Source organism: Ruegeria sp. AA3, assembly GCF_056542905.1.
Genome location: NZ_JBQGAQ010000010.1, coordinates 26,098 through 46,674, shown reverse-complemented (window position 1 = coordinate 46,674; position 20,577 = coordinate 26,098). Strand labels below are relative to the sequence as shown.

General features: G+C 54.2%; 25 protein-coding genes. 14 read left to right on the top strand and 11 right to left on the bottom strand.

All coding sequences use genetic code 11. The features are described 5' to 3' along the window. Positions 1-27 precede the first annotated feature (27 nt). Positions 28-978, bottom strand: a complete 951-nt coding sequence (locus ACR0JR_RS16420; protein WP_480457062.1) for a helix-turn-helix transcriptional regulator — start codon at positions 976-978, stop codon at positions 28-30. Positions 979-1,057: 79 nt separating this feature from the next. On the opposite strand from ACR0JR_RS16420, the gene ACR0JR_RS16415 reads away from it, so the two are divergent. Continuing rightward, on the top strand, positions 1,058-1,552 hold the full coding sequence (locus ACR0JR_RS16415) for a DUF1579 domain-containing protein (RefSeq protein ID WP_480457061.1): 495 nt from the start codon (positions 1,058-1,060) through the stop codon (positions 1,550-1,552). A 287-nt stretch (positions 1,553-1,839) separates the two neighbouring features. Here the strand turns inward: ACR0JR_RS16415 and ACR0JR_RS16410 are convergent, their stop codons facing one another. After that, the gene (locus ACR0JR_RS16410) at positions 1,840-2,142 is read right to left on the bottom strand and encodes a DUF1330 domain-containing protein (protein ID WP_480457060.1); all 303 of its coding nucleotides are present in this window, start codon (positions 2,140-2,142) and stop codon (positions 1,840-1,842) included. A gap of 100 nt (positions 2,143-2,242) precedes the next feature. Between ACR0JR_RS16410 and ACR0JR_RS16405 the strand changes: the two genes are divergently transcribed. Continuing rightward, the gene (locus tag ACR0JR_RS16405) at positions 2,243-2,614 is read left to right on the top strand and encodes a winged helix-turn-helix transcriptional regulator (RefSeq protein WP_480457059.1); all 372 of its coding nucleotides are present in this window, start codon (positions 2,243-2,245) and stop codon (positions 2,612-2,614) included. A 134-nt stretch (positions 2,615-2,748) separates the two neighbouring features. On the opposite strand, the gene ACR0JR_RS16400 is transcribed toward ACR0JR_RS16405, so the two are convergent. Beyond that, positions 2,749-3,648 carry a LysR family transcriptional regulator gene (locus tag ACR0JR_RS16400; protein ID WP_480457058.1) on the bottom strand — a complete coding sequence of 300 codons (900 nt, stop codon included), beginning with the start codon at positions 3,646-3,648 and terminating at the stop codon, positions 2,749-2,751. Positions 3,649-3,725: 77 nt separating this feature from the next. Here ACR0JR_RS16400 and ACR0JR_RS16395 point away from each other — a divergent pair, with 77 nt between their 5' ends. Next, on the top strand, positions 3,726-4,958 hold the full coding sequence (locus ACR0JR_RS16395; RefSeq protein ID WP_480457057.1) for an NADH:flavin oxidoreductase/NADH oxidase family protein: 1,233 nt from the start codon (positions 3,726-3,728) through the stop codon (positions 4,956-4,958). 164 nt (positions 4,959-5,122) lie between these two features. On the opposite strand, the gene ACR0JR_RS16390 is transcribed toward ACR0JR_RS16395, so the two are convergent. From ACR0JR_RS16390 to ACR0JR_RS16380, 3 genes are all read right to left on the bottom strand, one after another. Then, positions 5,123-5,341, bottom strand: coding sequence for a GDCCVxC domain-containing (seleno)protein (locus ACR0JR_RS16390; protein WP_480457056.1), 219 nt, complete (start codon positions 5,339-5,341; stop codon positions 5,123-5,125). A 245-nt stretch (positions 5,342-5,586) separates the two neighbouring features. Then, complete coding sequence (locus ACR0JR_RS16385) at positions 5,587-6,495, bottom strand: c-type cytochrome (RefSeq protein WP_480457055.1); 909 nt, start codon at positions 6,493-6,495, stop codon at positions 5,587-5,589. A 13-nt stretch (positions 6,496-6,508) separates the two neighbouring features. Then, positions 6,509-6,976 (bottom strand): c-type cytochrome, encoded by a 468-nt coding sequence (locus ACR0JR_RS16380; protein WP_480457054.1) that lies wholly within the window; start codon positions 6,974-6,976, stop codon positions 6,509-6,511. 86 nt (positions 6,977-7,062) lie between these two features. On the opposite strand from ACR0JR_RS16380, the gene ACR0JR_RS16375 reads away from it, so the two are divergent. Both ACR0JR_RS16375 and ACR0JR_RS16370 read left to right on the top strand, forming a co-directional pair. Next, positions 7,063-7,908 carry a LysR family transcriptional regulator gene (locus ACR0JR_RS16375; protein WP_480457053.1) on the top strand — a complete coding sequence of 282 codons (846 nt, stop codon included), beginning with the start codon at positions 7,063-7,065 and terminating at the stop codon, positions 7,906-7,908. 343 nt (positions 7,909-8,251) lie between these two features. Beyond that, complete coding sequence (locus tag ACR0JR_RS16370; RefSeq protein WP_480457052.1) at positions 8,252-8,503, top strand: hypothetical protein; 252 nt, start codon at positions 8,252-8,254, stop codon at positions 8,501-8,503. Positions 8,504-8,520: 17 nt separating this feature from the next. On the opposite strand, the gene ACR0JR_RS16365 is transcribed toward ACR0JR_RS16370, so the two are convergent. From ACR0JR_RS16365 to ACR0JR_RS16355, 3 genes are all read right to left on the bottom strand, one after another. Beyond that, the gene (locus ACR0JR_RS16365) at positions 8,521-9,555 is read right to left on the bottom strand and encodes a M20/M25/M40 family metallo-hydrolase (RefSeq protein ID WP_480457157.1); all 1,035 of its coding nucleotides are present in this window, start codon (positions 9,553-9,555) and stop codon (positions 8,521-8,523) included. Next, positions 9,513-9,887, bottom strand: a complete 375-nt coding sequence (locus ACR0JR_RS16360) for a hypothetical protein (protein WP_480457051.1) — start codon at positions 9,885-9,887, stop codon at positions 9,513-9,515. The genes ACR0JR_RS16365 and ACR0JR_RS16360 overlap by 43 nt, the downstream gene beginning before the upstream one ends. A 425-nt stretch (positions 9,888-10,312) precedes the next feature. Further along, positions 10,313-11,134 carry a bile acid:sodium symporter family protein gene (locus tag ACR0JR_RS16355; protein ID WP_480457156.1) on the bottom strand — a complete coding sequence of 274 codons (822 nt, stop codon included), beginning with the start codon at positions 11,132-11,134 and terminating at the stop codon, positions 10,313-10,315. Here ACR0JR_RS16355 and ACR0JR_RS16350 point away from each other — a divergent pair. The 5 genes from ACR0JR_RS16350 (at position 11,133) to ACR0JR_RS16330 (ending at position 14,660) form a co-directional block, all read left to right on the top strand. Further along, positions 11,133-11,393 (top strand): hypothetical protein, encoded by a 261-nt coding sequence (locus ACR0JR_RS16350; protein ID WP_480457159.1) that lies wholly within the window; start codon positions 11,133-11,135, stop codon positions 11,391-11,393. The genes ACR0JR_RS16355 and ACR0JR_RS16350 overlap by 2 nt on opposite strands. Continuing rightward, positions 11,381-12,391 carry an AraC family transcriptional regulator gene (locus ACR0JR_RS16345; RefSeq protein WP_480457050.1) on the top strand — a complete coding sequence of 337 codons (1,011 nt, stop codon included), beginning with the start codon at positions 11,381-11,383 and terminating at the stop codon, positions 12,389-12,391. Before ACR0JR_RS16350 ends, ACR0JR_RS16345 begins: the two co-directional genes overlap by 13 nt. 161 nt (positions 12,392-12,552) lie before the next feature. Continuing rightward, a complete protein-coding gene (locus ACR0JR_RS16340) occupies positions 12,553-13,419 on the top strand; it encodes a cysteine hydrolase family protein (protein WP_480457049.1) in 867 nt (288 codons plus the stop codon). A gap of 48 nt (positions 13,420-13,467) precedes the next feature. Continuing rightward, positions 13,468-13,953, top strand: coding sequence for a YHS domain-containing (seleno)protein (locus ACR0JR_RS16335; RefSeq protein ID WP_480457048.1), 486 nt, complete (start codon positions 13,468-13,470; stop codon positions 13,951-13,953). A 137-nt stretch (positions 13,954-14,090) separates the two neighbouring features. Next, positions 14,091-14,660 carry a carboxymuconolactone decarboxylase family protein gene (locus ACR0JR_RS16330; protein WP_480457047.1) on the top strand — a complete coding sequence of 190 codons (570 nt, stop codon included), beginning with the start codon at positions 14,091-14,093 and terminating at the stop codon, positions 14,658-14,660. A gap of 19 nt (positions 14,661-14,679) precedes the next feature. Here ACR0JR_RS16330 and ACR0JR_RS16325 read toward each other — a convergent pair whose 3' ends face one another. Beyond that, complete coding sequence (locus ACR0JR_RS16325; RefSeq protein WP_480457046.1) at positions 14,680-15,609, bottom strand: LysR family transcriptional regulator; 930 nt, start codon at positions 15,607-15,609, stop codon at positions 14,680-14,682. A gap of 118 nt (positions 15,610-15,727) precedes the next feature. Between ACR0JR_RS16325 and ACR0JR_RS16320 the strand changes: the two genes are divergently transcribed. From ACR0JR_RS16320 to ACR0JR_RS16305, 4 genes are all read left to right on the top strand, one after another. Then, positions 15,728-16,354, top strand: a complete 627-nt coding sequence (locus ACR0JR_RS16320; protein ID WP_480457045.1) for a pyridoxamine 5'-phosphate oxidase family protein — start codon at positions 15,728-15,730, stop codon at positions 16,352-16,354. Between the two features lie 60 nt (positions 16,355-16,414). Beyond that, on the top strand, positions 16,415-17,398 hold the full coding sequence (locus ACR0JR_RS16315; protein WP_480457044.1) for an alpha/beta fold hydrolase: 984 nt from the start codon (positions 16,415-16,417) through the stop codon (positions 17,396-17,398). Positions 17,399-17,416: 18 nt separating this feature from the next. Continuing rightward, a complete protein-coding gene (locus ACR0JR_RS16310) occupies positions 17,417-18,364 on the top strand; it encodes a PhzF family phenazine biosynthesis protein (protein WP_480457043.1) in 948 nt (315 codons plus the stop codon). Positions 18,365-18,442: 78 nt separating this feature from the next. Continuing rightward, the gene (locus tag ACR0JR_RS16305) at positions 18,443-18,868 is read left to right on the top strand and encodes a hypothetical protein (RefSeq protein WP_480457042.1); all 426 of its coding nucleotides are present in this window, start codon (positions 18,443-18,445) and stop codon (positions 18,866-18,868) included. A 183-nt stretch (positions 18,869-19,051) separates the two neighbouring features. Here the strand turns inward: ACR0JR_RS16305 and ACR0JR_RS16300 are convergent, their stop codons facing one another. Continuing rightward, positions 19,052-20,020 carry a DUF3179 domain-containing protein gene (locus tag ACR0JR_RS16300; protein ID WP_480457041.1) on the bottom strand — a complete coding sequence of 323 codons (969 nt, stop codon included), beginning with the start codon at positions 20,018-20,020 and terminating at the stop codon, positions 19,052-19,054. Positions 20,021-20,577: the final 557 nt, after the last annotated feature.

Here is a 20,577-nt window from a genome sequence, read left to right as displayed (position 1 = left end):
ATCTTCATTAAGCAGACCTCGGTGAAATCAAGATACGTATAGATCGATAACTTTGCGGGCCTCAGCGATCACGTCTTCTCGAAATGCGGCTGGCTCATGGACCTCGGCCTCAGAACCCAACGATAAAACATCACGAACGGCCTTCACTCCAACCTCCATGTGTACGTTCACAGAGAACCATCCTTTTCGTTTCGGAATCTGAACAGGCGACTGCGATACAAAGCCCAATTCGTTTAACATGCGCAAGCCTGTTGAACTGACCCGAAGCGCGACTGGTTGAGACTTCAGCCGACGCTCGAAATCTGCGATCCAACTGTGCCAAAAAGCGCTGACATCAAAAGTCTTCGGGCGTAAAAATGTTTCATCAAGAACCTTGATGCTCCGGACATTTGCAATCTTGTAGACACGTGGGGTTTCGACGAGCGCGACAAGATACCAGTTTCCGGCTTTCAGGACAATCGCCAAGGGTGACACGACACGGTCCACGACACCGTTCCAGCTCTCGTATTCTATCGACAGTCGCCTTTCATTCCACACGGCTGAGGCAACCTCAGGCACAAATGGAGCCGTAGTCCTCTTTTGATACCAACCCAGCGGATCCAACAAAAACCTCTCGGAAACAAGAATGGCCTGATCGCGCGTCGAGCCCGAGAGCGACGCCATGACTTTTAGCTCTGTCTGGCTCGCGGCTTCCAGCAAACCAAGATCATCCAATGCGGAGCCAAGCCCCGCCAGCAGCAGGCTGCGCGCTTCATCCGCATCAAGGCCTGTCAATCGGGTCTGGTATCCATCCATCAACCGATAGCCGCCGTTGCGCCCCCGCTCGGCATAAACGGGGACACCTGCGTAGCTTAGCTGATCGATGTCCCTGTGAATCGTGCGCAAGCTGACCTCAAATTCATCGGCCAATTGCTGCGCCGTCATCAGGCCGCGGGATTGAAGGCGTAACAAAATTGACAGTAAGCGAGAGGATTTCATCGGCTCTCCGAAAAACATGACACGATATGTCGGGTTATTTCTCTCATAAGCTGTCATGTCACGGAAAAAAGGAGAAGCCATGCACACCGATCGCAGCCCTGAGGCGACAACCGCTATCCAGAATGATTTTGACTTCATGTTCGGGTCTTGGACCGTACAGCACAGACGCTTGAAGGAGCGGCTAACCGGCTGCGATGATTGGGAGGTTTTCGCAGGCCAATCGCAAACTCAGCCAATCCTTGCAGGCAATGGAAATGTTGAAGACAACCTTGTCGAGCTTCCTGGACAGCCTTATCGCGCCATTGCCTTGCGCAGCTTCGATCCAGATTCAGGGGAATGGGCGATCTGGTGGCTCGACGGTAGATCGCCCCACAGGCTTGATACACCGGTAAAGGGTGCATTCACAGGAGATATCGGTGAATTTCACGCGCATGACGTGTTGAATGGGCAGCCCCTCATCGTCAGGTTTCTTTGGAAAAAAGGGGCGGTTCCGCGATGGGAACAAGCTTTCTCGACTGATGAGGGAGCCACTTGGGAAACCAACTGGACGATGGACTTCACACCGATTGCCTGACGAAAGACCGAGTTCTGTGGGATAACGGACTTTGGAACCGAGCGCAGCATCGGTCAATCTGGGCTCTCTATTGCCGCGGGAACAATTGCAGCATTGGCGATATTGGGTCGTGCCGAAGCTTTCGAGGACGGCCCAAACCGGCCTTTGGCTGCCACACTCGGTTGCTGCGTTGCAGCCCGTCAAAGCTGCCGTTCGCTGCGCCTGCGAGATATGCTGCAGAGCGAATTAACGCAAAGCGCAATAATGCGGGCGTTCGCTACAGAAGCAGTGGAACGCCCAATGACGGTTTAGTTTGGCGCTGTTACACCTTCGAAAACGGCCAAATCACAGGATGCAACCCTGTCCAGTATTTCTTTGTATGGACGATGTTCCGGTCCAAGATAGTAGTCTTTGGCGACCTCTTTGCTGGGAAATTCCATCAAAATCAGGCGTCCTTTGGGCAGGTTTCCCTCGATCACTTCAAAATCCTCAGTAACAGCAAGAGGATTACCGCCATATTTGAGCAAAATCGCGTGCGCCTCCGGAAGATAGTCTCGGGCGTGTGTTTCTGCATCTTTGACGCGGAGGAATGTCAGCATGTAGGTGGGCATGGTTTAATCCTTTGAAGGCCGGTGTATCTCTGGCTTACAAGCTGAACATTGGTTACAAAACATCAAGTAGGCACCTTGAGGTAACCATTGTAAAAGTGGAATGCGCCCGATCAGCAAAGAAGAATACGACCTGAAATGCTCCACGCGTCAGTTGTTTGAGCTAATGTCGGAGAAGTGGGTTCCAGGGTTGATATATACGCTGTCTCTTGGCCCCCAACGCCCCGGAAAGTTAGCAGGGCGGTTGCAGGGCATTTCAAAAAAGATGCTGACGCAAACCCTGCGCAATCTCGAAGACAGGGGTGTAGTTAAGCGTACGGTCTATGATGTGGTCCCGCCCCATGTGGAATACTCACTGACGTCGTTGGGGGAAAAGATGGTGGAGCCAATTGCGCTAATCCACGGCTGGGCTCAGCAAAACCGAGAAGACATTGCCAAAGTGTTTGCCCGACGGCAGGCTTCCAAGGAAACTTGAAGTCTATTCAGTCTTATCGTTGCTTATTAGCCGAGAACGTAGGCACATGCGACCAATGTCCGGTCGCGCGCTATCCTGGATCAGTATTTCCCGTGTCTGAAGAAAATGGGTGAAGTTGTCAGGCATTCCCCGGTTCAGTCGGCTCGAATGCCAGGGAAGTGGTCTACCAGGAAATCGATCAAAACCCGCACCCGCCGCGGCAGGAAGGTTGTTTCCGGGCGTAGAATGAAGATCCCACCGCCAGCGTCTTGTTCAGTGAAATCAGTTAACATCGGTACCAGGTGGCCATTTGGCAGGTCTTGGGAGATGAGAAACTCTGGCAGCCAAGCAATGCCTCGCCCCGCGCAGCACGCTGCGTGGAGAGCTTCAAGACTGTTGCAAATGAAGCCGGAGCCAAGCCGCGCATGCCCGTGTGGTGCTCGGGCAAAACCCCAATCCGAAAGGTGCATCTCATGGCGCAGGCGCAAACATTTGTGTGTGGTAAGCTCTTCCGGTCGCTGAGGGGTGCCATGCTGTTCGAGATAGGCAGTTGCAGCACATGGTACTCGCCGGTTGGTCATCAGTTTTCGCGAGACCAGGGACGAATCGCGTAAGACACCGCTGCGGATCGCAAGGTCAAAACCTTCTCCGACCAAATCGACCGATTTGTCGGTCAGCAGCAATTCGATCTCAACCTCCGGATGTCGTTCCATGAATTCGATCGCAATGGGAACTACATGCAGGCGACCAAGAGCTGCGGCGCTTGTCACGCGGATTGTGCCGCGCAGCCTGTCGCCATCATCGGCAATATCCTCTTCAAGCGCTGTTAGGCGAGCAAGAAGACCGCGCGCTTCCTCCACATATCGCTGTCCTGCATCGGTTAAGGCCATGCGTCGGGTTGAGCGGACAAGAAGCGGCACCTTCAACCGCTCTTCCAGCTGGTGCACCCGTTTACCCACAGCGGACGGGGTGTATCCCAACACTCTAGCGGCGGCTGAGAAACTGCCGTGATCGACAACGGCCAGAAGGATCTCGATTTCTGTCTTATGTGTCATCTGTTCCAAAATCTATCAAGACGTGATCCAAATAGCCATCTTATCATGCAAAGTGATCCAAAGTATCTCAGGTTGAGATGAAAACTCCAAGGAAAACTCCAAGGAAAACTGCTTTGAACACCGCTTCGAACATCTCCCTTTTCTCGCCAATCACATTGCCGAATGGGCGTTTATTGAAGAACCGGATCATCAAATCAGCGATGTCGGATTCGTTGGCGGATGGCCAGGGAAACCCAACTCCTTCTCAGATGCGGCTTTATGAACGCTGGGCTGAAGGAGGGCTTGCCGCGTCGATCATCGGCGAAGTGCAGGGTGATCCGAGGTACCCCGAGAAACCGGGCAATCTGGTTCTGGATGATGCAGCCGACCTGAAAGCGTTTCGCGACCTTGCGCGGCGCGGGTCGGCTAACGGAGCCCAATTGTGGTTGCAGCTTGGGCATGCTGGGGCAATGGCTCATCTTCCGATCAGCAAACCCAGAGGGCCAAGTGCCATCGACTTTCCTGATTTCCGCAGCGAAGCCATGTCTATCGCCGAGATAAGGGCCGTTCCAGATTGTTTTGCCCGCACCGCACTGCGTGCGGCGGAATTGGGCTTTGGCGGCGTGCAAATCCATGCCGCGCACGGCTTCCTCCTGAGCCAGTTTCTGTCGCCACTATTCAATCGCCGAACCGATGCCTATGGCGGCTCGATACAGGCGCGGATGCGGCTACTGATTGAAACGGTCGAAGCCGTTCGCGCGGCGGTCCCATCCGAATTTGTGGTAGCAATAAAGCTGAATGCAACCGATCAACTCGACGGAGGCTTAACGGAAGACGAAGCACTCGAAGTCGTTGCAGGCCTTGAAGGCAAGGGTGTCGACCTTCTGGATATCAGCGGCGGAACCTATTTCCCCGGGGCACCTTCCAGCTCGGAACGCGCCACGAAGGGTCCATACTTTGTCGAATTTGCACGCGCTGCGCGTCGACTGATATCGGTTCCACTTATGGTCACCGGAGGCTTCAAACGTAAAGAGGAGGCTGAAGCTGCAATCCGGTCAGGGGATGTGGATGTCGTGGGAGTGGCACGGGGTATTGTCCTCGATCCCTCCTTGCCCGCAAAATGGCGGACAGGTGAAAATGATCCCCCTTTCCCTCGCTTCGCCACCTTGCCGCCCGGAGGTATGACTGCTTGGTTTACCATGCGCATGACCGATCTCGGAAAAGATCAAGAGGATCAAGTTAAACGGGGCATCAGTGAAGCTATTACAGAATATGAGAAACGCGATGAATTGCGTGTCGTTCAGTGGAAGAGAAGGTTTTCTGTTCCGTAAGGTGTTCCAGCCTTGGAAGTGCGATTTTCCCCAGAATCTGTCATTGACACAATCTGCAGCGAAAGGCAGGCAACCTCCCAATCTCAGGTGCTTCGACGGCCCATACCGGCCATTCAGCGCGTCGGTTCACACCGCAATGCAGCTTGATTGAACCCACAGAAAAGCTAACCACAACAGTGGTTTCCTAACTGAACTGGCGGATACGGGACGGTTGCGTAGGAACAATAAACACAGCAATCGCCTTCCAACGGTGTCAAAACTACCTTGCACGACTTGCAATCACTAAACCACTGGCACGCTTCGGTTGGCATTTTCTCGGTTTCAATGTGCCAGCACTCAGGGCAGGTCAAAGTGTTATCGAGCACCACAGTTTGTTGTGTCATTTTCTCACATCTGCATGATTAGATAGGGCCAGTACCGCAATGGATATAGGAATGGACCAAAGAGCGATTTTTTGTGTCATTTGGCCGCGACCCTCAATCAATCATGAACAGAAACTCGGGTGTTTGGTGAGCTCCGATGTTCAAAACGTAAAGCAGGTGTTTGGTGAAAAGGGAATAGGCCTCACAGCTTCCTACTGGCGACCGGCGACAGCATTTGGTCCCCGCAGCATGGCGCCGAACGTCTGTTACTCTGATGGAAGCCCCGTCGACGAAACAGGAACAGCTTTGAGATAGGCGGCAATCGCCAAACGGTCCTCATCCGTGAGGCGCGATGTGTTCTCGATGACGTCCACCATCTCACCACCTGCGCTGTCATAGTCCGGCGTGAAGCCGGATTTCAGGTACTCGGCGATGTCAGCCTCGGACCAGTCAAGCTGGTCTGAGGTAAGGCCGGGGATGCGACCTTTCCCGTTTGGATTTGGTGCACCTGTCAGCCAAAGGTCTCGTTTCAGACCACCTAAGCCATTTCGCGGCGTATGGCATTCGGCGCAGTGGCCAAGAGCCTCCACCAGATACCGGCCTTGCCTTTGTTGGTTGGTCAGATCACCTTCGACTACCCAGCCTGGCGACATGAACAAAAGCTTCCATCCCCCCAGTCCGCGTCGAATGTTAAAGGGAAAGCGAACCTCATGCACCTCGCTTTCGGTTGCGACCGCTGGCAGCGTGCCGAGGAATGCGTGAAGCGAAATAACGTCTTCGACTGACATGTTGGCATAAGACGTATAAGGAAACGCAGGAAAATAGTGTTGCCCTTCGGGCCCGGTTCCATGGGTTAGGGCATTGGCCAGATCCAATACAGACCAGGACCCGATGCCAACATCGGGGTCACTGGATATGTTCGGGGCAATGAACGTGCCGAAATCCGTTTCGAACCTACGACCACCGGAGAGCATGAGCTTGTCCTCACCAATCGCGCCCTGCGCTGAATGACAGGATGCGCATCCTGCGGCGTGGAACACGATTTCACCTCTGGCGAGATCTGGGTTCAGATTGTCGAATTGTGACTGATCCATTCTTTGTGGTCGGGTCAGCACCAAACCGGCCAACCCAACCACAAGTGCAAGGAAAGCGGTAAAAAGGGAATTCCGCTTCACAGCTTTCTACCATTCAGTCTTTCGGTGCTCTGTACGCTTTGTGACATGCGGAACAGCTTCCACCCAGATCGCCCATCGCCGCTTTCAGCGCATCAACATCTTGGCCAGCCACAGCCTGCATCGCAACAGCGGCGTCTGCCATGGCCTGCCCTTTCGCACCAATGTCAGGGAAATTTTCCCAGATCGCAGGTAGCGCTCGGGAGGACGGATCGGACACATTGTCAGATCCCTGGGGCCACATCGCGGATTGGTCGATCTGCGTTAGCACCACAAGGTTGTTTGCAGCCCGCGTTGCGGCCTCGGCATCATAATCCGTCTCGCCTTTGGCCATGCCGCCAAGTGTACCAAGATTGAAGGCGTAGAGCTGCATGATTGAGGTTCGAGCTTTCACAGCCGGGTTTTCACTTTCGTGGGCGATGGCTGTGCCAATTGCGACTAATGACAAAAGACCTGCCGCAAAGATCGAAAATTTCTTCATCATGGTGTGTCTCCCTGTTCAATAGTCTGAACGATAACTTGAACGAATTTACTTGTAATTGTTTGTTATTGGTCGTCACTTGTTAATTTATGAACAACGAAAACTGGGATGATATTCGGTACGCGCTAGCCGTAAGCAAATACGGTTCGTTGAACGCGGCGGCGACGGCCATGGGCGTCACGCATGCCACAGTCTTGCGTAGGGTGGCCGCATTCGAAGAGCGCAATGGCTGCCGGATTTTTCAAAAAAGCCCGTCAGGATACTCCATTCTCCCCGAAGCCAGTGCGATCTTTTCGGCCATGGAAAGCGTCGAAGACGCTGTGCTGTCGGTGGAGCGAGCGGTTGTAGGGGCTAACCGGTCTCCTATGGGTCACGTGCGCATTACGTCTACCGATAGTCTTTGTCAGATCGTTCTCCCTCGCATCCTGAACGAGATCTCACTTCTTTACCCAAGCTTGAATTTGACTCTGCTGAGCCAAAATAGCCACCATGATCTTTCCAGACTTACAGCAGACATTGCGGTGCGCCCATCGACAAAGCTTGGGGAAGGACTAGTTGGGCAGCGTGCAGGAACGCTATCCTTTGGCGTCTTTGACGATGGTTGCCCAAATCGCAAATGGATGAGGCTTGATGGGGCGTTAAGCCGTTCACTTCCTGCCAAATGGCTGAAGGCGAATGTGAGCGCCGAAGAAATGACAAACGGAGCAGACAGTTTTCTGGTGCTACAACAGATGGCTGCCTTGGGAGCTGGAAAAACCTTTCTGCCGTCATTTTTCGGCGACGCGGATACCCGCCTTAAAAGGTTGCAGGACGTTTGTCCTGAGATTGAAGTTCCGTTGTGGGTCGCGACGCTAGAGGAAATTGCACAAACCCCAAGGTTTGCCGTTGTTCAGAAGGCGTTAGTTGAACGCATATCAGAAGCGCTAGCTAAGTGATTTCATGCAACAGAGATTTTCGATTTCTTACATTTTTGACTTTCAAAATTTGCAAAGTCCAGTCGGAAATGTCCGCTTTGGGCTGCGACCTTCCGAATGTAAGTGCATCATGCCTTTGAACTTTCCTAGTAGTTTTGAGTTCTCAGCCGCCATTGAGGCTATTGCAGCAATCGATGCTCAAGTCGTCCGATCATTCAGCGAACCGGCCCTAAGCAGACCTTGATTAGAAAACTGAAATGGCGCGTTTGCAGCTCACGTAGTCGACATTTGCCGCGGGCGCTCAGTTTTGATCATGTTCTAAAAACTACCTGGGGCGGTCTGGTTCGTCAGGGAGCATTCGCAAATGGGCGGCGCCATCGAAGTGACGGCGCCGCAAAATGCGCTGGAGCTTGCAAATGCAGGGCTCGCCAAGGCGGTTCTGCCAACTTTCATTGGAAACACCCAGCCGGGCCTGAAACCGATGTCACCTTTAATTTATGATCCGGAGCATGATCAGTGGCTGGTCATACATCACGAAGACCGGTTTCTTGCAGAGGTACGGCATGTCATAGATCGCACCCATGCAGTGATGTCGGAAGCTTGTGAAAATGGATGAACCGATGCTGCAAATGCCTATTCACCTAACCGTTCCATCAACCGAGCATAGGCTGTTTGGCCACGCTGGAAGGTTGGCAGACGGAAAAACTCGTCCGGGGCGTGTTGGTTTTCATCCTCATGACCGAATGCAAACATGACGGCATGCAAACCCAACTCGTCCAGCAGGGTCGACATCACTGGGATCGAGCCACCAACGCGGGTTTTGTACGCGGGTTTGCCGTAAACCTCTTCGAGGACCTGTCCCGCGATGGCTGTTGCGTTGTGACCGGCCGGTACAAGGAACGGATCCGCGCGCCCAGGGTTGCGCGATACCTGAGCAGTCACACCCGGCGGGCAGTGGGTTTCCACATGGGCTGAGATCTGGTCAAAGACCTTTTCGGGATTCTGGTTAGCGACCAGTCGGCAAGTTATTTTGGCCGAGGCCACCGCGGGCAAAACGGTCTTTGTACCTTCCCCTTGCCAACCGCTGGTCAGCCCGTTGACCTCAAGCGTTGGACGCGCCCACAGATTTTCACGTGTGGAATATCCCGGCTCGCCCAAAGTCGCTGGCGCTCCGGTTTGGGCCAGATAGGCTGCCTCCTCCCATGGCACCCGCGCTATCGCGGCACGGTCTTCATCGGTCAACGCGATAACGTCGTCATAGAAGCCATCCACTGTGATGCGACCATCAGCCGATTTCATGCTGGCCAGTAATTGAGCCAACGCCATCGCGGGGTTTGCGACACCGCCGCCATGCATACCAGAGTGCAAGTCCGTTTTCGCGCCTTGAACCGAGATCTCAAGCGAGGTGAGCCCTTTCAGGCCCAGAACCAGTTGCGGCGTCTCGGTATCCCACTGGCTGCCATCAGCGGAAAAGATCATATCGGCCTGAAGGCGGTCGAGATTTGCCTCGATAAAGGGTGGAAGGTCAGGGGAGCCGATTTCTTCCTGGCCTTCAAAGAAAAACCGCAAATTGACCGGCAGCTTTCCAGTCTCCGCCAGCAAAGCCTCGGCCGCTAGGATCGGGATTAACATGGCACCCTTGTCATCAGTCGCCCCGCGCCCGTAGATCCGATCCCCGCGGATCGTTGGCTCGAACGGGGTGAGGACCAGAGCTCGAACGGTTCAGCCGGTTGCACGTCAAAATGGCCATAGATTAGGATTGTGGGCGCATCGGCCCCGGTATGCAGCCAATCGGCATAGACCACGGGATGGCCTGCTGTCTCCATCATCTGAACGTTTTCCATTCCCGCCGCGACCAAACGATCAACGACCCACTGTCCGGCCTTTCGAACATCGCCCGCGTTTTCGGGTTTGGCTGAAACTGATGGAATACGAATGAAATCGCACAGTTCTTGGACAAAGCGCGATTGATGTGTGTCGAGATATTCGGTCCAGCTCAATCCATGACCTCTCTGATGCCGCGCTTAATCTACGAAACTATACGTCACCTGCAAGCCCGCGGGATACAAACTAAAACTCGTAACAACCCGACTTGGTAGAGCGATACTAGGTCGCATCCATCGGCTTGTCTCGGTTCTGCAGTCGCAGCCCGCATAGCCTCCGTTCGTTGCGCGTGCGAAATCCTGTAGAACGTCGACTCACAGTCTGCGGACAAAACTGACCTTGGAGTCTACACCTTCGCTGACGCAGGATACACCGCACTGGCAGCAACAGCTTTTTCCTTCAACAGGGAAAATCGCCAAAGCGGCCGTTCCACAGAGGGCTTGGGAGCTCCTTGATCGCTCTTTGACTAAATGGCGCTCTGGCATGGAAGCAAAGGGGCCTGGCTCAGCGCATAACCAGAGCTAGCAAATAGGCGTCAGGATCATGAAATTGGGCTTCTTCGCGCAAGGAAAGCGAAGACAGGCAACATTGTTACGATCCAGACCACGCTATAAATTGCGGATGGGATGGCATATTCGCTTAACCCATTGGTGTTAGGCAACAGCAAAGTGGCAATTGCGATTCCCAAAGCTCCGTTTTGAACGCCGGTCTCAATTGAAATCGTCTTCGCCTCGATGTCTGTGCATCCGAGCATCCCTGAACTCATGATGCCAATAAACGTGAGTGACGCACCTACAACAAATAGTGGGGGTCCAAGCCTAAGGTAGTTATCCGCGACCACCACCCAGTTTGAAATGATCGCGCCTCCGATGACCAGCGCAAAAAGTAGCATAGAGACCTTGCTAAAGATTGGTTCGACAGCGGCTGCAATTCGCGGCGCCAATGACCGCGCCATCACACCGACTAGGATCGGTGAAGCTGTTAAAAAAAACATTGCCAGAGCCGTCGAAGAGATGTCGATAGCGGGCGCAGTTGCCCCCATGAACATCTGCATCGAAAACCCCAGGATGAGCGGTACGGTAACGACACAAGTCAGACTGAAGACTGCTGTAAGAGTAACGGACAAAGCGACATCCCAATTCGAAAGCTTGGTCACGATGTTACTGATCGCCCCGCCCGGACAGGCCGCTAAAATCATGATGCCAACGGCTGTCTCAGCGGAAATCCCAAAGATAAAAGTCACCATCAAAGCAATGCAAGGCAGCAAAATTATCTGGTTGAGAGCGCCGACGCAAAAGGCCCGTGGACGTCGTCCGATGCGTTGAAAGTCAGCCGCTGTGAGTCCGAGGCCAAGGCAGAACATGGTGACCACAACTGCGAGCGGCAGCAGCACAGATATGAAAATTTCGCCCATCTATCATGACCTCGATGCCTGCATGCTTCGCGCACGTTCTCGGACGATACCGTTCAGAAAATCTGATGACGAGGTTTATCAGTTTGGCGCATTTATCCTAAAGCGCCCGAAGATCGAGGCTGTCTTTATTTATTATACCTATCACAGGGTTGGACGATCTGGCGTGAAAGAGCTTTCCAGTGCTAATCTCACTGTATGGCAAGTGTAACTTACGCATTCGCCCGCGCGATGGCCAACGCCGCCGGGATGACGCTGAACGACGATGGCGCCCTGATTTCGAATGGCGCTGTCGTGCTGCGTTTACCAGAAGCTCAAGACGGCCAATTGGCGGATGATGCGTATTTCGATCTGATCGATTGGATTCGTGCGCAACAAGCGGACGAGGCCGCGTTGGTTGAGGCCTATGCGAACGCGATTGCGACCGATGATCTCGGCGTACTTGGCTTGGCCGTAAAGACAGCTCCGACCTTGAGGCAATCTTTGCAACGGATCGAGCGTTATTTTCGTCTCGTGACGGACACCGCAGTTTACCGACTTGATGAAACTGGCGATCCGGTCCTTTGGGTTTTTGAAGGACAAACACCACATCGCGCCGCCCTGGAACTGCGCAACGAATGCGCGCTTGCTGCCTTTGCAAGGAACATGCATCGGTTTGTGGGTGATGGGTTGTCGCTCGCATATGTCACATTTCAGCATGCATGCAGACAAGAGCCAGAACGTTACGCCGAATATTTCGGGTGCCCGGTTCGATTTGTGAGCGACCACAACGCCATTGCGATGCGCCCTGCTATGCTCGAATGCGTAAATCGTCTTGGCGATCCGGGCTTGTCAGATTTCATGACGAAACATCTGGATGAGGAATTCAATTCTCTGGATGATGATATTTCACTGAGCAACGTACTTGTTCATCGACTTACGCCAGCCCTGAGTAACGGCGCACCGCAGGCGGCGCATGTCGCCCAAGAGATGGGAATGAGCGAGCGCACTCTTTACCGCAGGTTGGCTGAAGAAGGGCTGACCTATCGCGACGTTCTTGGTCAGGCACAAGTTGCACTCGCTCGTGACCTGCTCCGTGACGGTAAGGCTTCCATAGCCGAGATCGCCTTTATGACCGGGTTTTCGGAACAGAGCACGTTCAGCCGCGCCTTCAAGCGTTGGGTCGGACAGGCTCCCGCTCGTTTCCGACAGCAAGCGACCTCCGACTAGGCGCACACCTCAAGACCACATGGCAGGTTCGGTCAAAACCTTGGCAGGGCCTGCCAATACCTCGGCCAATGTTGTGCCTAACTTCTTCTTTGTCAGATCCACTTGGGGCGCTGCCGAGTAAGGCAAACCGCTTTGCCCCACTCAGACAAAGGAAAATTGCAATGAGCGATCATGACCACAAACATGGAAACGGCTGCGACTGCGACGTCACACCGGAACGCGTTGATATGGCGCGCCGCCGCCTCCTGACGCAAGCCGCTGGTGCGGCCGCAGCTGGGACAACAATCGCGGCTGGCGGGCAGGCCCTTGCGGCGACCGATGAGGCCCGCGCCTACTACGCTGACCCGGAAAATCCAGGCCTTCCCCAAATCGACATGACCATCGAACCGGGGCGTACCGCGCTTGTGGTGACCGATCCCCAAATTGATTTTCTGTCAGAGGACGGTGTGACGTGGGGCGTCGTTGGCGAAAGCGTGACCGAACAGGGCACCGTCGACAATATCGAACGGCTTTTCATCGCCGCTAAGGCAGTCGGGATGCCGGTCTTCATCTCGCCCCACTATTACTACCCGCATGATCACAAGTGGGAGTTCGAGGGCACTCTGGAAGCCACGATGCACAGCATCGGTATGTTTGACCGCCTGGGACCGCTCAACCTGGACAATTTCGAGGGCTCAGGTGCAGACTGGATGCCGCAGTACAAAAAGTACATTGAGGATGGCGAAACCATCATTTGTTCGCCCCACAAGGTTTATAGCCCGGCTCAGAACGACCTGAACCTGCAGTTGCGCAAGCGCAAGATCGACAAGGTGATCCTTGCGGGGATGTCGGCGAACCTGTGTACGCAAGCGCATCTCTACGAATTGCTGGAGCTGGGCTACGAAGTTGCTGTCGTTCGCGATGCCACGGCCGGAGCCAAGGTGCCTGAAGGTGACGGGTATCTCGCAGCCATCATCAACTTCCGCATGGTCGCCAACGGCGTCTGGTGGACCGACGACGCTGTGAAGCGCATCGGCCAATCGGCCTGACCCAAACCGACTTTCCAAATTGAGCCTGACACCCTGAAAGGACACGTCATGACACGCATCTTTACACTTCCCGCACTTACAACAGCGCTGACGCTCGCTCTGGCGGCGGCGGCTCTGGCCGACGATGAATACAACGTTTCGAACAGTCTTACCCTGACTGGACACCCCCTCGGCATGCACGGCGTCGATCCTGTGTCGATGTTTGAAGCCGAGAATCCTGAGATGGGCAACGCCACTTACACGTCGCCCCATGATGGTGTGGACTACTATTTTGCGTCGCAAGCGGCGCAAGCTACATTCGAAGCGGATCCGACGGCACATCTGCCTCAATTCGGCGGGTTCTGCGCCTTTGGCGTCTATGTAGGCAAGAAGCTTGATGGCGATGTTCGGTATGCCGATATCGTGGACGACAAGCTCTATCTCTTTGTGAATGAGGACATCTTCAAGAAGTACCTTGAGGACAAAGAGACCGTGATCCAAGGCGCCCATGCCAAGTGGGCAGACATCCACCACACGCCTGTCGGCAGCCTATGATTGAGGAATTTGGTGGCTTTTGCCGGTCGGAGCCACCGCTGCCTCGCCCCTCCCCAAAAGACCGGCATTTCTCCAAGACGCGCTGTCCGCAAGAACAATTTGAGTGCGTCGAAAGCTCTTCCTAAAGGAAACCAGACATGACTGATTTTGAGACCTATACAATCGCCTCCGCCCCTGACGCGGCGAAACCAATTCTGGAAGCATCGCTGAAAGGGTATGGCTTTGTCCCCAACCTTTATGCCGCCATGGCCGAAGCTCCCGCAATTCTGGAAGGCTACACAACACTTTCCAGCATCTTCGGAAAGACCAGCCTGTCAGAAACCGAGCGCCAGATCATCCTTATGACCAACAACCGGTTGAACGGGTGCAAGTACTGCATGGCCGCCCATACCACTCTTTCACAGATGGCCGGTGTCCCCGAAGACGTGATCGCGGCATTGCGCGATGGCAGTCCCATTGCCGACCCCAAGTTGGAAGCGCTGCGCAATTTCGCCATTGTGATCAACGAAAACCGGGGCTGGCCCAGCGACGCACAGGTCGAGGCGTTTCTGACGGCTGGTTACACACGCCAATCTATGCTGGAAGTCATCCTTGGCACAGCGTTGAAAACCTTGTCGAACTATACGAACCATGTGGCGGACACCGCGTTGGATGATGCCTTTGTGCCAAATGCATGGATCGCCCCGGTCGCGGCGGTGGCTGAATAGCGAGACGCCCGCCCATTTGTTAATCTTGCTTTTGGACCTGTGTTTGGTTCCCGACAAGAAGGGGATCAGATTTGAGACGTCCGACAGCAAAGTCAACAAAAGTGCGCACCTTCGCAGACACGGTTCGTCCCTCTTGATGCACAAGATGGATGGGGACTTCGGGTGGTTCATACGACTTTAGAACAGTCTTGAGCCGCCCATCTGCAATGTAGGGTGCGACTTGATAGGACAGAAGCCGCCCGACACCATGACCTTGCAAGGCCAACTCGATCACAGCGTCATTTGTGTTCATGCTGATGCGTGGGCTCATGCGTTTGGTGACAGTCTTTCTGCCCCGTTGAAAATGCCATTGGGCCGATGCATTCAAGGCAGTTGAATTAATGATTGCATGGCAGGATAAATCGTCGGGCGTATCTGGTTCGCCATATCGGTCAAGATATTTACGGGAAGCAAACACGACCTGCCTCACCGTACCACACCTGACAGCCATCAAACTGGAATCAGCGAGGTTGCCAATTCTGATCCCGACGTCGAGACCCTCATCAATCAGATTGACCACGCGGTCCACATAGAGCGTGCGCGCCGAGAGCTTTGGATACAGATCCAGAAAATCGCCCAAAATTGGAGTGACGAACATACGGCCAAACAGGACTGATGCAGTAACACTAATTTCCCCGGTCGGTTCGGCATAGGAACCGACAGCGGCGCGCTCGGCCTCTTCAAGGTCAGCCAGAATACGTCTGGCATCCTCAAAAAACCTTTGCCCGCTATCAGTCAGCATCACTGAGCGCGTTGTGCGTACAAAAAGACGTAGCCCGAGGCTGTCCTCAAGCATAGAAACCATTCGGGTCACTGTCGGTGGTGACATGTTGAGGTCGCGGGCCGCAGCAGCGAAACCTTTTAGTTCGGCGACCTTCACAAAGACTTTTAACGCGTGAAATCTGTCCAAGACATTATTCCATATTTTTGAATAATATATTGCCAAGTATCCAAATTCCGCAACTTGAAAGCTCCAATTAACTTCACCTCAGTCCCAGGGCATCGCCCAGGCCGAGATGGAGAATTCAATGGCACGACCCTTTGCAGAGATCAGCTTCACGCCCTCCGTTCGCGAAACGCAGGCCAAAAACGGGTCAGCTAACGGCTACGCGAAGTTTCTGGACGGCACGCGTCAGGAGGACTCTATCAGCCCGGTCGAGGCCAGGTTCATCGAGCAAAGAGACGGCTTCTATCAGGCAACAGTCTCGGAAACCGGCTGGCCCTATGTACAATTTCGCGGTGGACCTGCGGGTTTTCTGAAAGTGTTGGATGAACGGACACTTGCCTACGCCGATTTCCGCGGCAACCGGCAATATCTCAGCACCGGGAATCTGCTGGGCAATGACCAAATCTCGCTGATCCTGATGGATTATCCCAATCAGCGACGCCTCAAGATCTGGGGTCGGGCGAAACTCATTGATGCCGATGCCGATCCGGCTCTGATGCAACGCCTGAGTGAGCCGGGCTATCGCGCTCATCCTGAGCGGGCGATTGTGATCAAGCTTGAGGCAATGGACTGGAACTGCCCGCAGCACATCCCCCATCGCCTAACCCTTGAAGAATTTGAAGATTGCCTCGTCCCGCTTCGCACTGAGTTGGAAGCACTGAAAGCTCGAAACGCAAGGCTCGAAGAGGCACTGGGTCAGCAAATCTGACCGATATCAAGCCCCGCGCGTTCAAGCACGCACGCCGTAACCTGAAGAAAGGAAACATCCATGTCGCGCAATCTGAAATCCGTCCTGATGAGCGCCAGCATTCTCGCACTTTCCATTGCTGCGCCATTTACACCGGCGCCAGCAATCGCCGCAGAGACTGGAATTGAAGCTACGCAAGCCGTCAGCTTCCGCACGGAAGAAATCGGCGACATCGCTATCGCCTATCGTGAAGCCGGAGATCCAAACAGACCTACTGTCCTGCTGCTTCACGGTTTTCCGACCTCATCACATATGTTCCGCAACCTTATCCCTGAACTAGCCAAGCACTACCACGTGATCGCACCCGATTATCCCGGATTTGGAGCTTCGGAAATGCCAATGGCCGAAGGCTTCGAGTATTCCTTCGCGAATATCTCCGAAATGATGACGTCTCTGCTCGACCGGAAGGGTGTCGATCAATATGCGGTCTATCTGATGGATTACGGTGCCCCGGTTGGTTTCCGTATGTTTGCGGAACAGCCCGAACGGGTAACCGGCTTCATCATTCAAAACGGGAATGCTTACGAGGAAGGGCTGCGTGAATTCTGGGATCCAATCAAAGCTTATTGGGCCGACCCATCGCAAGAGAATGGCGACCAGCTTCGTGGTTTCCTCACTCTGGATGCCACCAAATGGCAGTTCACTCACGGTGTTCAGAAACCCGAGTCGATCAGCCCGGATAACTATTGGCACGTCCAATACCTACTAGACCGCGAAGGCAATCAGGAGGTGCAACTCGAACTCTTCCTGGATTACGGCACCAACGTTGCCGAGTACCCAAAATGGCAAGCGCTGTTTCGCGAGCATCAACCCCCGGCACTGCTGATGTGGGGTAAGAATGATCACATTTTTCCGGTCGAAGGCGCCTATCCCTATCAACGCGATCTGAATGATCTCGATTTTCATCTGCTCGATACGGGTCACTTCGCGCTGGAAGAATATGGGCCCGAGATTGCGGCGCAAATGACCGCCTTTCTGAATCGCATCACCGCCGCCAGCAACTGACGTAAAACTGGCCGCACCATGCTCAAAGGTGCGGCCGACGCATGGAGAAAACCAATGAATACGCAAGCAAATACTGTCAGACAGGTAACGGTTGAAATCGTACACGGCTTTGTCGACGGTGGCGCCGGTGGAAATCCCGCAGGCGTCGTCCTGGATGCTGATGAATTGGGCGAACAGGATATGCAAACCGTCGCGGCAAGGGTTGGATTGTCCGAAACGGCCTTTGTGTCGCAGTCCAAGACAGAGGGCTTCAAACTGGATTTCTTCACACCGAACAGGCGCATCGCTCATTGCGGTCATGCAACAATTGCCGCCTTCTCTCACCTTGACGCGCTGGGCCGGATTCCCAATCCCAACACCTCGAAGGAGACAGTTGATGGGCCAAGGCGCATACTAATGAAAGAGGGCGCCGCCTATATGGAACAGCTAGCCCCAAAATACGCGATACCAGAGGAATGGGTGGAAAAAGGTGTAAGCATCGGTGATGTACTGAACTCCCTTGGGATCAGCAGACATCACCTTGATCAGGAAATACCACCGATTTTAGTCAATACCGGTAACAGTTTCATTGTCATCGGCCTCGCTGATGCCGATGGTCTTGCCAATGTGAAACCAGATTTTGCCAAAATCACGCAAATCAGCGAACGACTGGATTTGATCGGTTATTACGTCTTCACAAGAGACCCATCGGCAACCAACCGAGACGCGACGACCCGCATGTTTGCGCCCCGATACGCGATTGAAGAAGAAGCCGCGACGGGGATGGCTGCAGGGCCTTTAGCATGTGTATTGCACGACTTTGGCGGATCATCTCAACGATCATTTCAAATCGAACAAGGGGTGTTTATGAACCCGGCGAGTCCGAGCTTGATAAAAGTTGATCTGGACATCGAGAACGGCACAATTTCTGGCCTGATGGCGGGTGGCTACGGCATGGTTAAACGCTCCCTTCGAATTGCTTTCTAGCGTTAAACAGCTAGTCAAATGTGATGTTTGCTTGCTGCCAATTTCGCGTACGGTGAAATTGGGCACTGAATTCATCCGTTGGCGGAACGTCTGGTTTTCCATTGCCATGCGACACGAATATTTACGTGCCTGAAGAACAATCCTTGCTGCGTGCGTGTGCAGCACGAATTTGCAATGGCTGGGTTGGGCTCGTTACGGATCTTGGATGCAACGCAGAAATTTATCCTTTTGTTTAGCCTTGCAGCGTGGGGACGGCGCATTCCCACCGTTACTCACTTCACTCTGTTTCTGAGGTTGCAGCCTGCTGTCCTGTCGTTCATTGCAACGCCAAATATGCTGATGGATCGTCGCAATGAACTTGGACATCATGGACCTCTATCGCCAAATACTACGGCTAGACAAGGCTCAATGAAATCGCCCGACGCTTTAGCTGCACAAAGTGTGAAACGTCTCGGATTTTCGATTCTTGCAGCGGCGAAACCCACCGAAAAAGGGAGGATCTGATTCCTGAACCTCGCCCGACCGCTACACATAGATGCTAAACACTTTGGTTTTATTTACTCTTGCCAATCTAATGGAGGCGGCTGGTTCTAAAACATCCTCCCAATTGGTATCAGATGGATTTATCTAACAATCCCCCAGCGAAGAGTGACCGGGAAGTCGCTCGCGATGCAGGGCCCGGTACGTTCATCCCCCGTCTGCCAGCATCCATCTGCCTTCCGGCCAGAAGGCGTGGAATGCAAAGGCGAACATGACATCATGGGCGATATCCTGTCCCGATGCGTTACGCACCCGGACGGAACCTACATCGCGCCCCTTGGCGATGCGCCCGGTGTCGAGCGCCGAGGCCTGCCCCGCGCGCCAGGAGAGCGTTATCCCGGCCTCAGAGATCTCGCCCTCTGCGCTCAGTCTCTCCAGAGTCCAGGCTTTGTCGCCGACGCGGACCAAGCGCGCCAGTGGGCTGATACCATGGGGCGGGTTTTCACCGGAATAGAGAAAAGGCCGCGACAGGGTGTCGTAGCCGCGATAAGGGTTGCGCCCATAGTCGCGATTATAGGCCGGTTCATTCATCACCAGCCCATCTGGGTTACGGTTGCTGAACTCTTCCCAGCTTTCCATCCAAGTGGGCAGGGTCTTCAGTTCGGTGCCTGTCAGATCGCCGACGATGGCACGGCCGATGGCCTGCTGCCACCAGCTTTCAGTTTCGCGGTCATACATCACCATGTCGGAATGGCGCAGCTTGCCTGAGACGCCAAATGTGAGTGTGCCCGCAGCGGTGCGCCGATCGAAGCTCATGCCGGAATTGCACAATGGGCAATAGGTGACGGCCACCGGGATTCCGCCGACCCTGTCATTCACAATCTCGTGCCATATCAGATAGCGTATTGGATAGGCTCGAGGCTCGGCCCCGTCGATCTCAAGCGTGATCACCGGCTCGCGTTTTCCCAGCCTCGTTTCGTCAGAGGTGCGCAAAAAATTGGGATCATTGATCGCAGGGATTCCGTCCTTGGGCGGGCCGCCGGACTGAATCTCGGACCAATCCGTGACCGCACTGCGGCAGAAATTGGTCTGCGGCCACTCAAGTTCCCAGCGTTCGGGGCTGGCGAGCGCTGTACCGGCGACGAAGAGAAAGGCGAACAGGACAATACGGCGCATTGGCATCTCCGGTCGGTGGATACGCAATCCTGACGGCTGGACATCTGTCTGCATAGGGCTGACACAGGAATGTGAATAGAATTCATACCTCCGGTATCAGGTTGCTCCCTCGGGGCTTAGGTAAACCAAGGTGGAGGCGAGAGCCGGGATTCCGGCTAGGGTCTGCGCCACATGGTTCACTGTACCCCGAAACCGGCAAAGCGCCAGAAACGCAAGGCCCAACCAGGTCGCAAAAACTACGCTGCCCGTCCGTACCGTGGGCCACGTTTGAAATTAACACCTCCGCTTCGTAGTAGCTGACTTATTCGATTTTGAGCCCTGACTAGGACGCGGCTTTCGAAACAAGCATAAAGGATGCCCTCCAATCTCCATGGCGGTACCGACCTCAAGTAACTCATCGTCGAGAGAAAACTTGGAAATGCCGGCCCAAAGGAGACATTCAACCGCTACCCATAATGCTGCTTCGCGGCCCGTCAAACTTGCCATTCACGGTGGGAGAGAAATCGCAAGACAGGCAAACTCACAAAACGCGTACCTTCCTGCGCTTCGAAACTCGG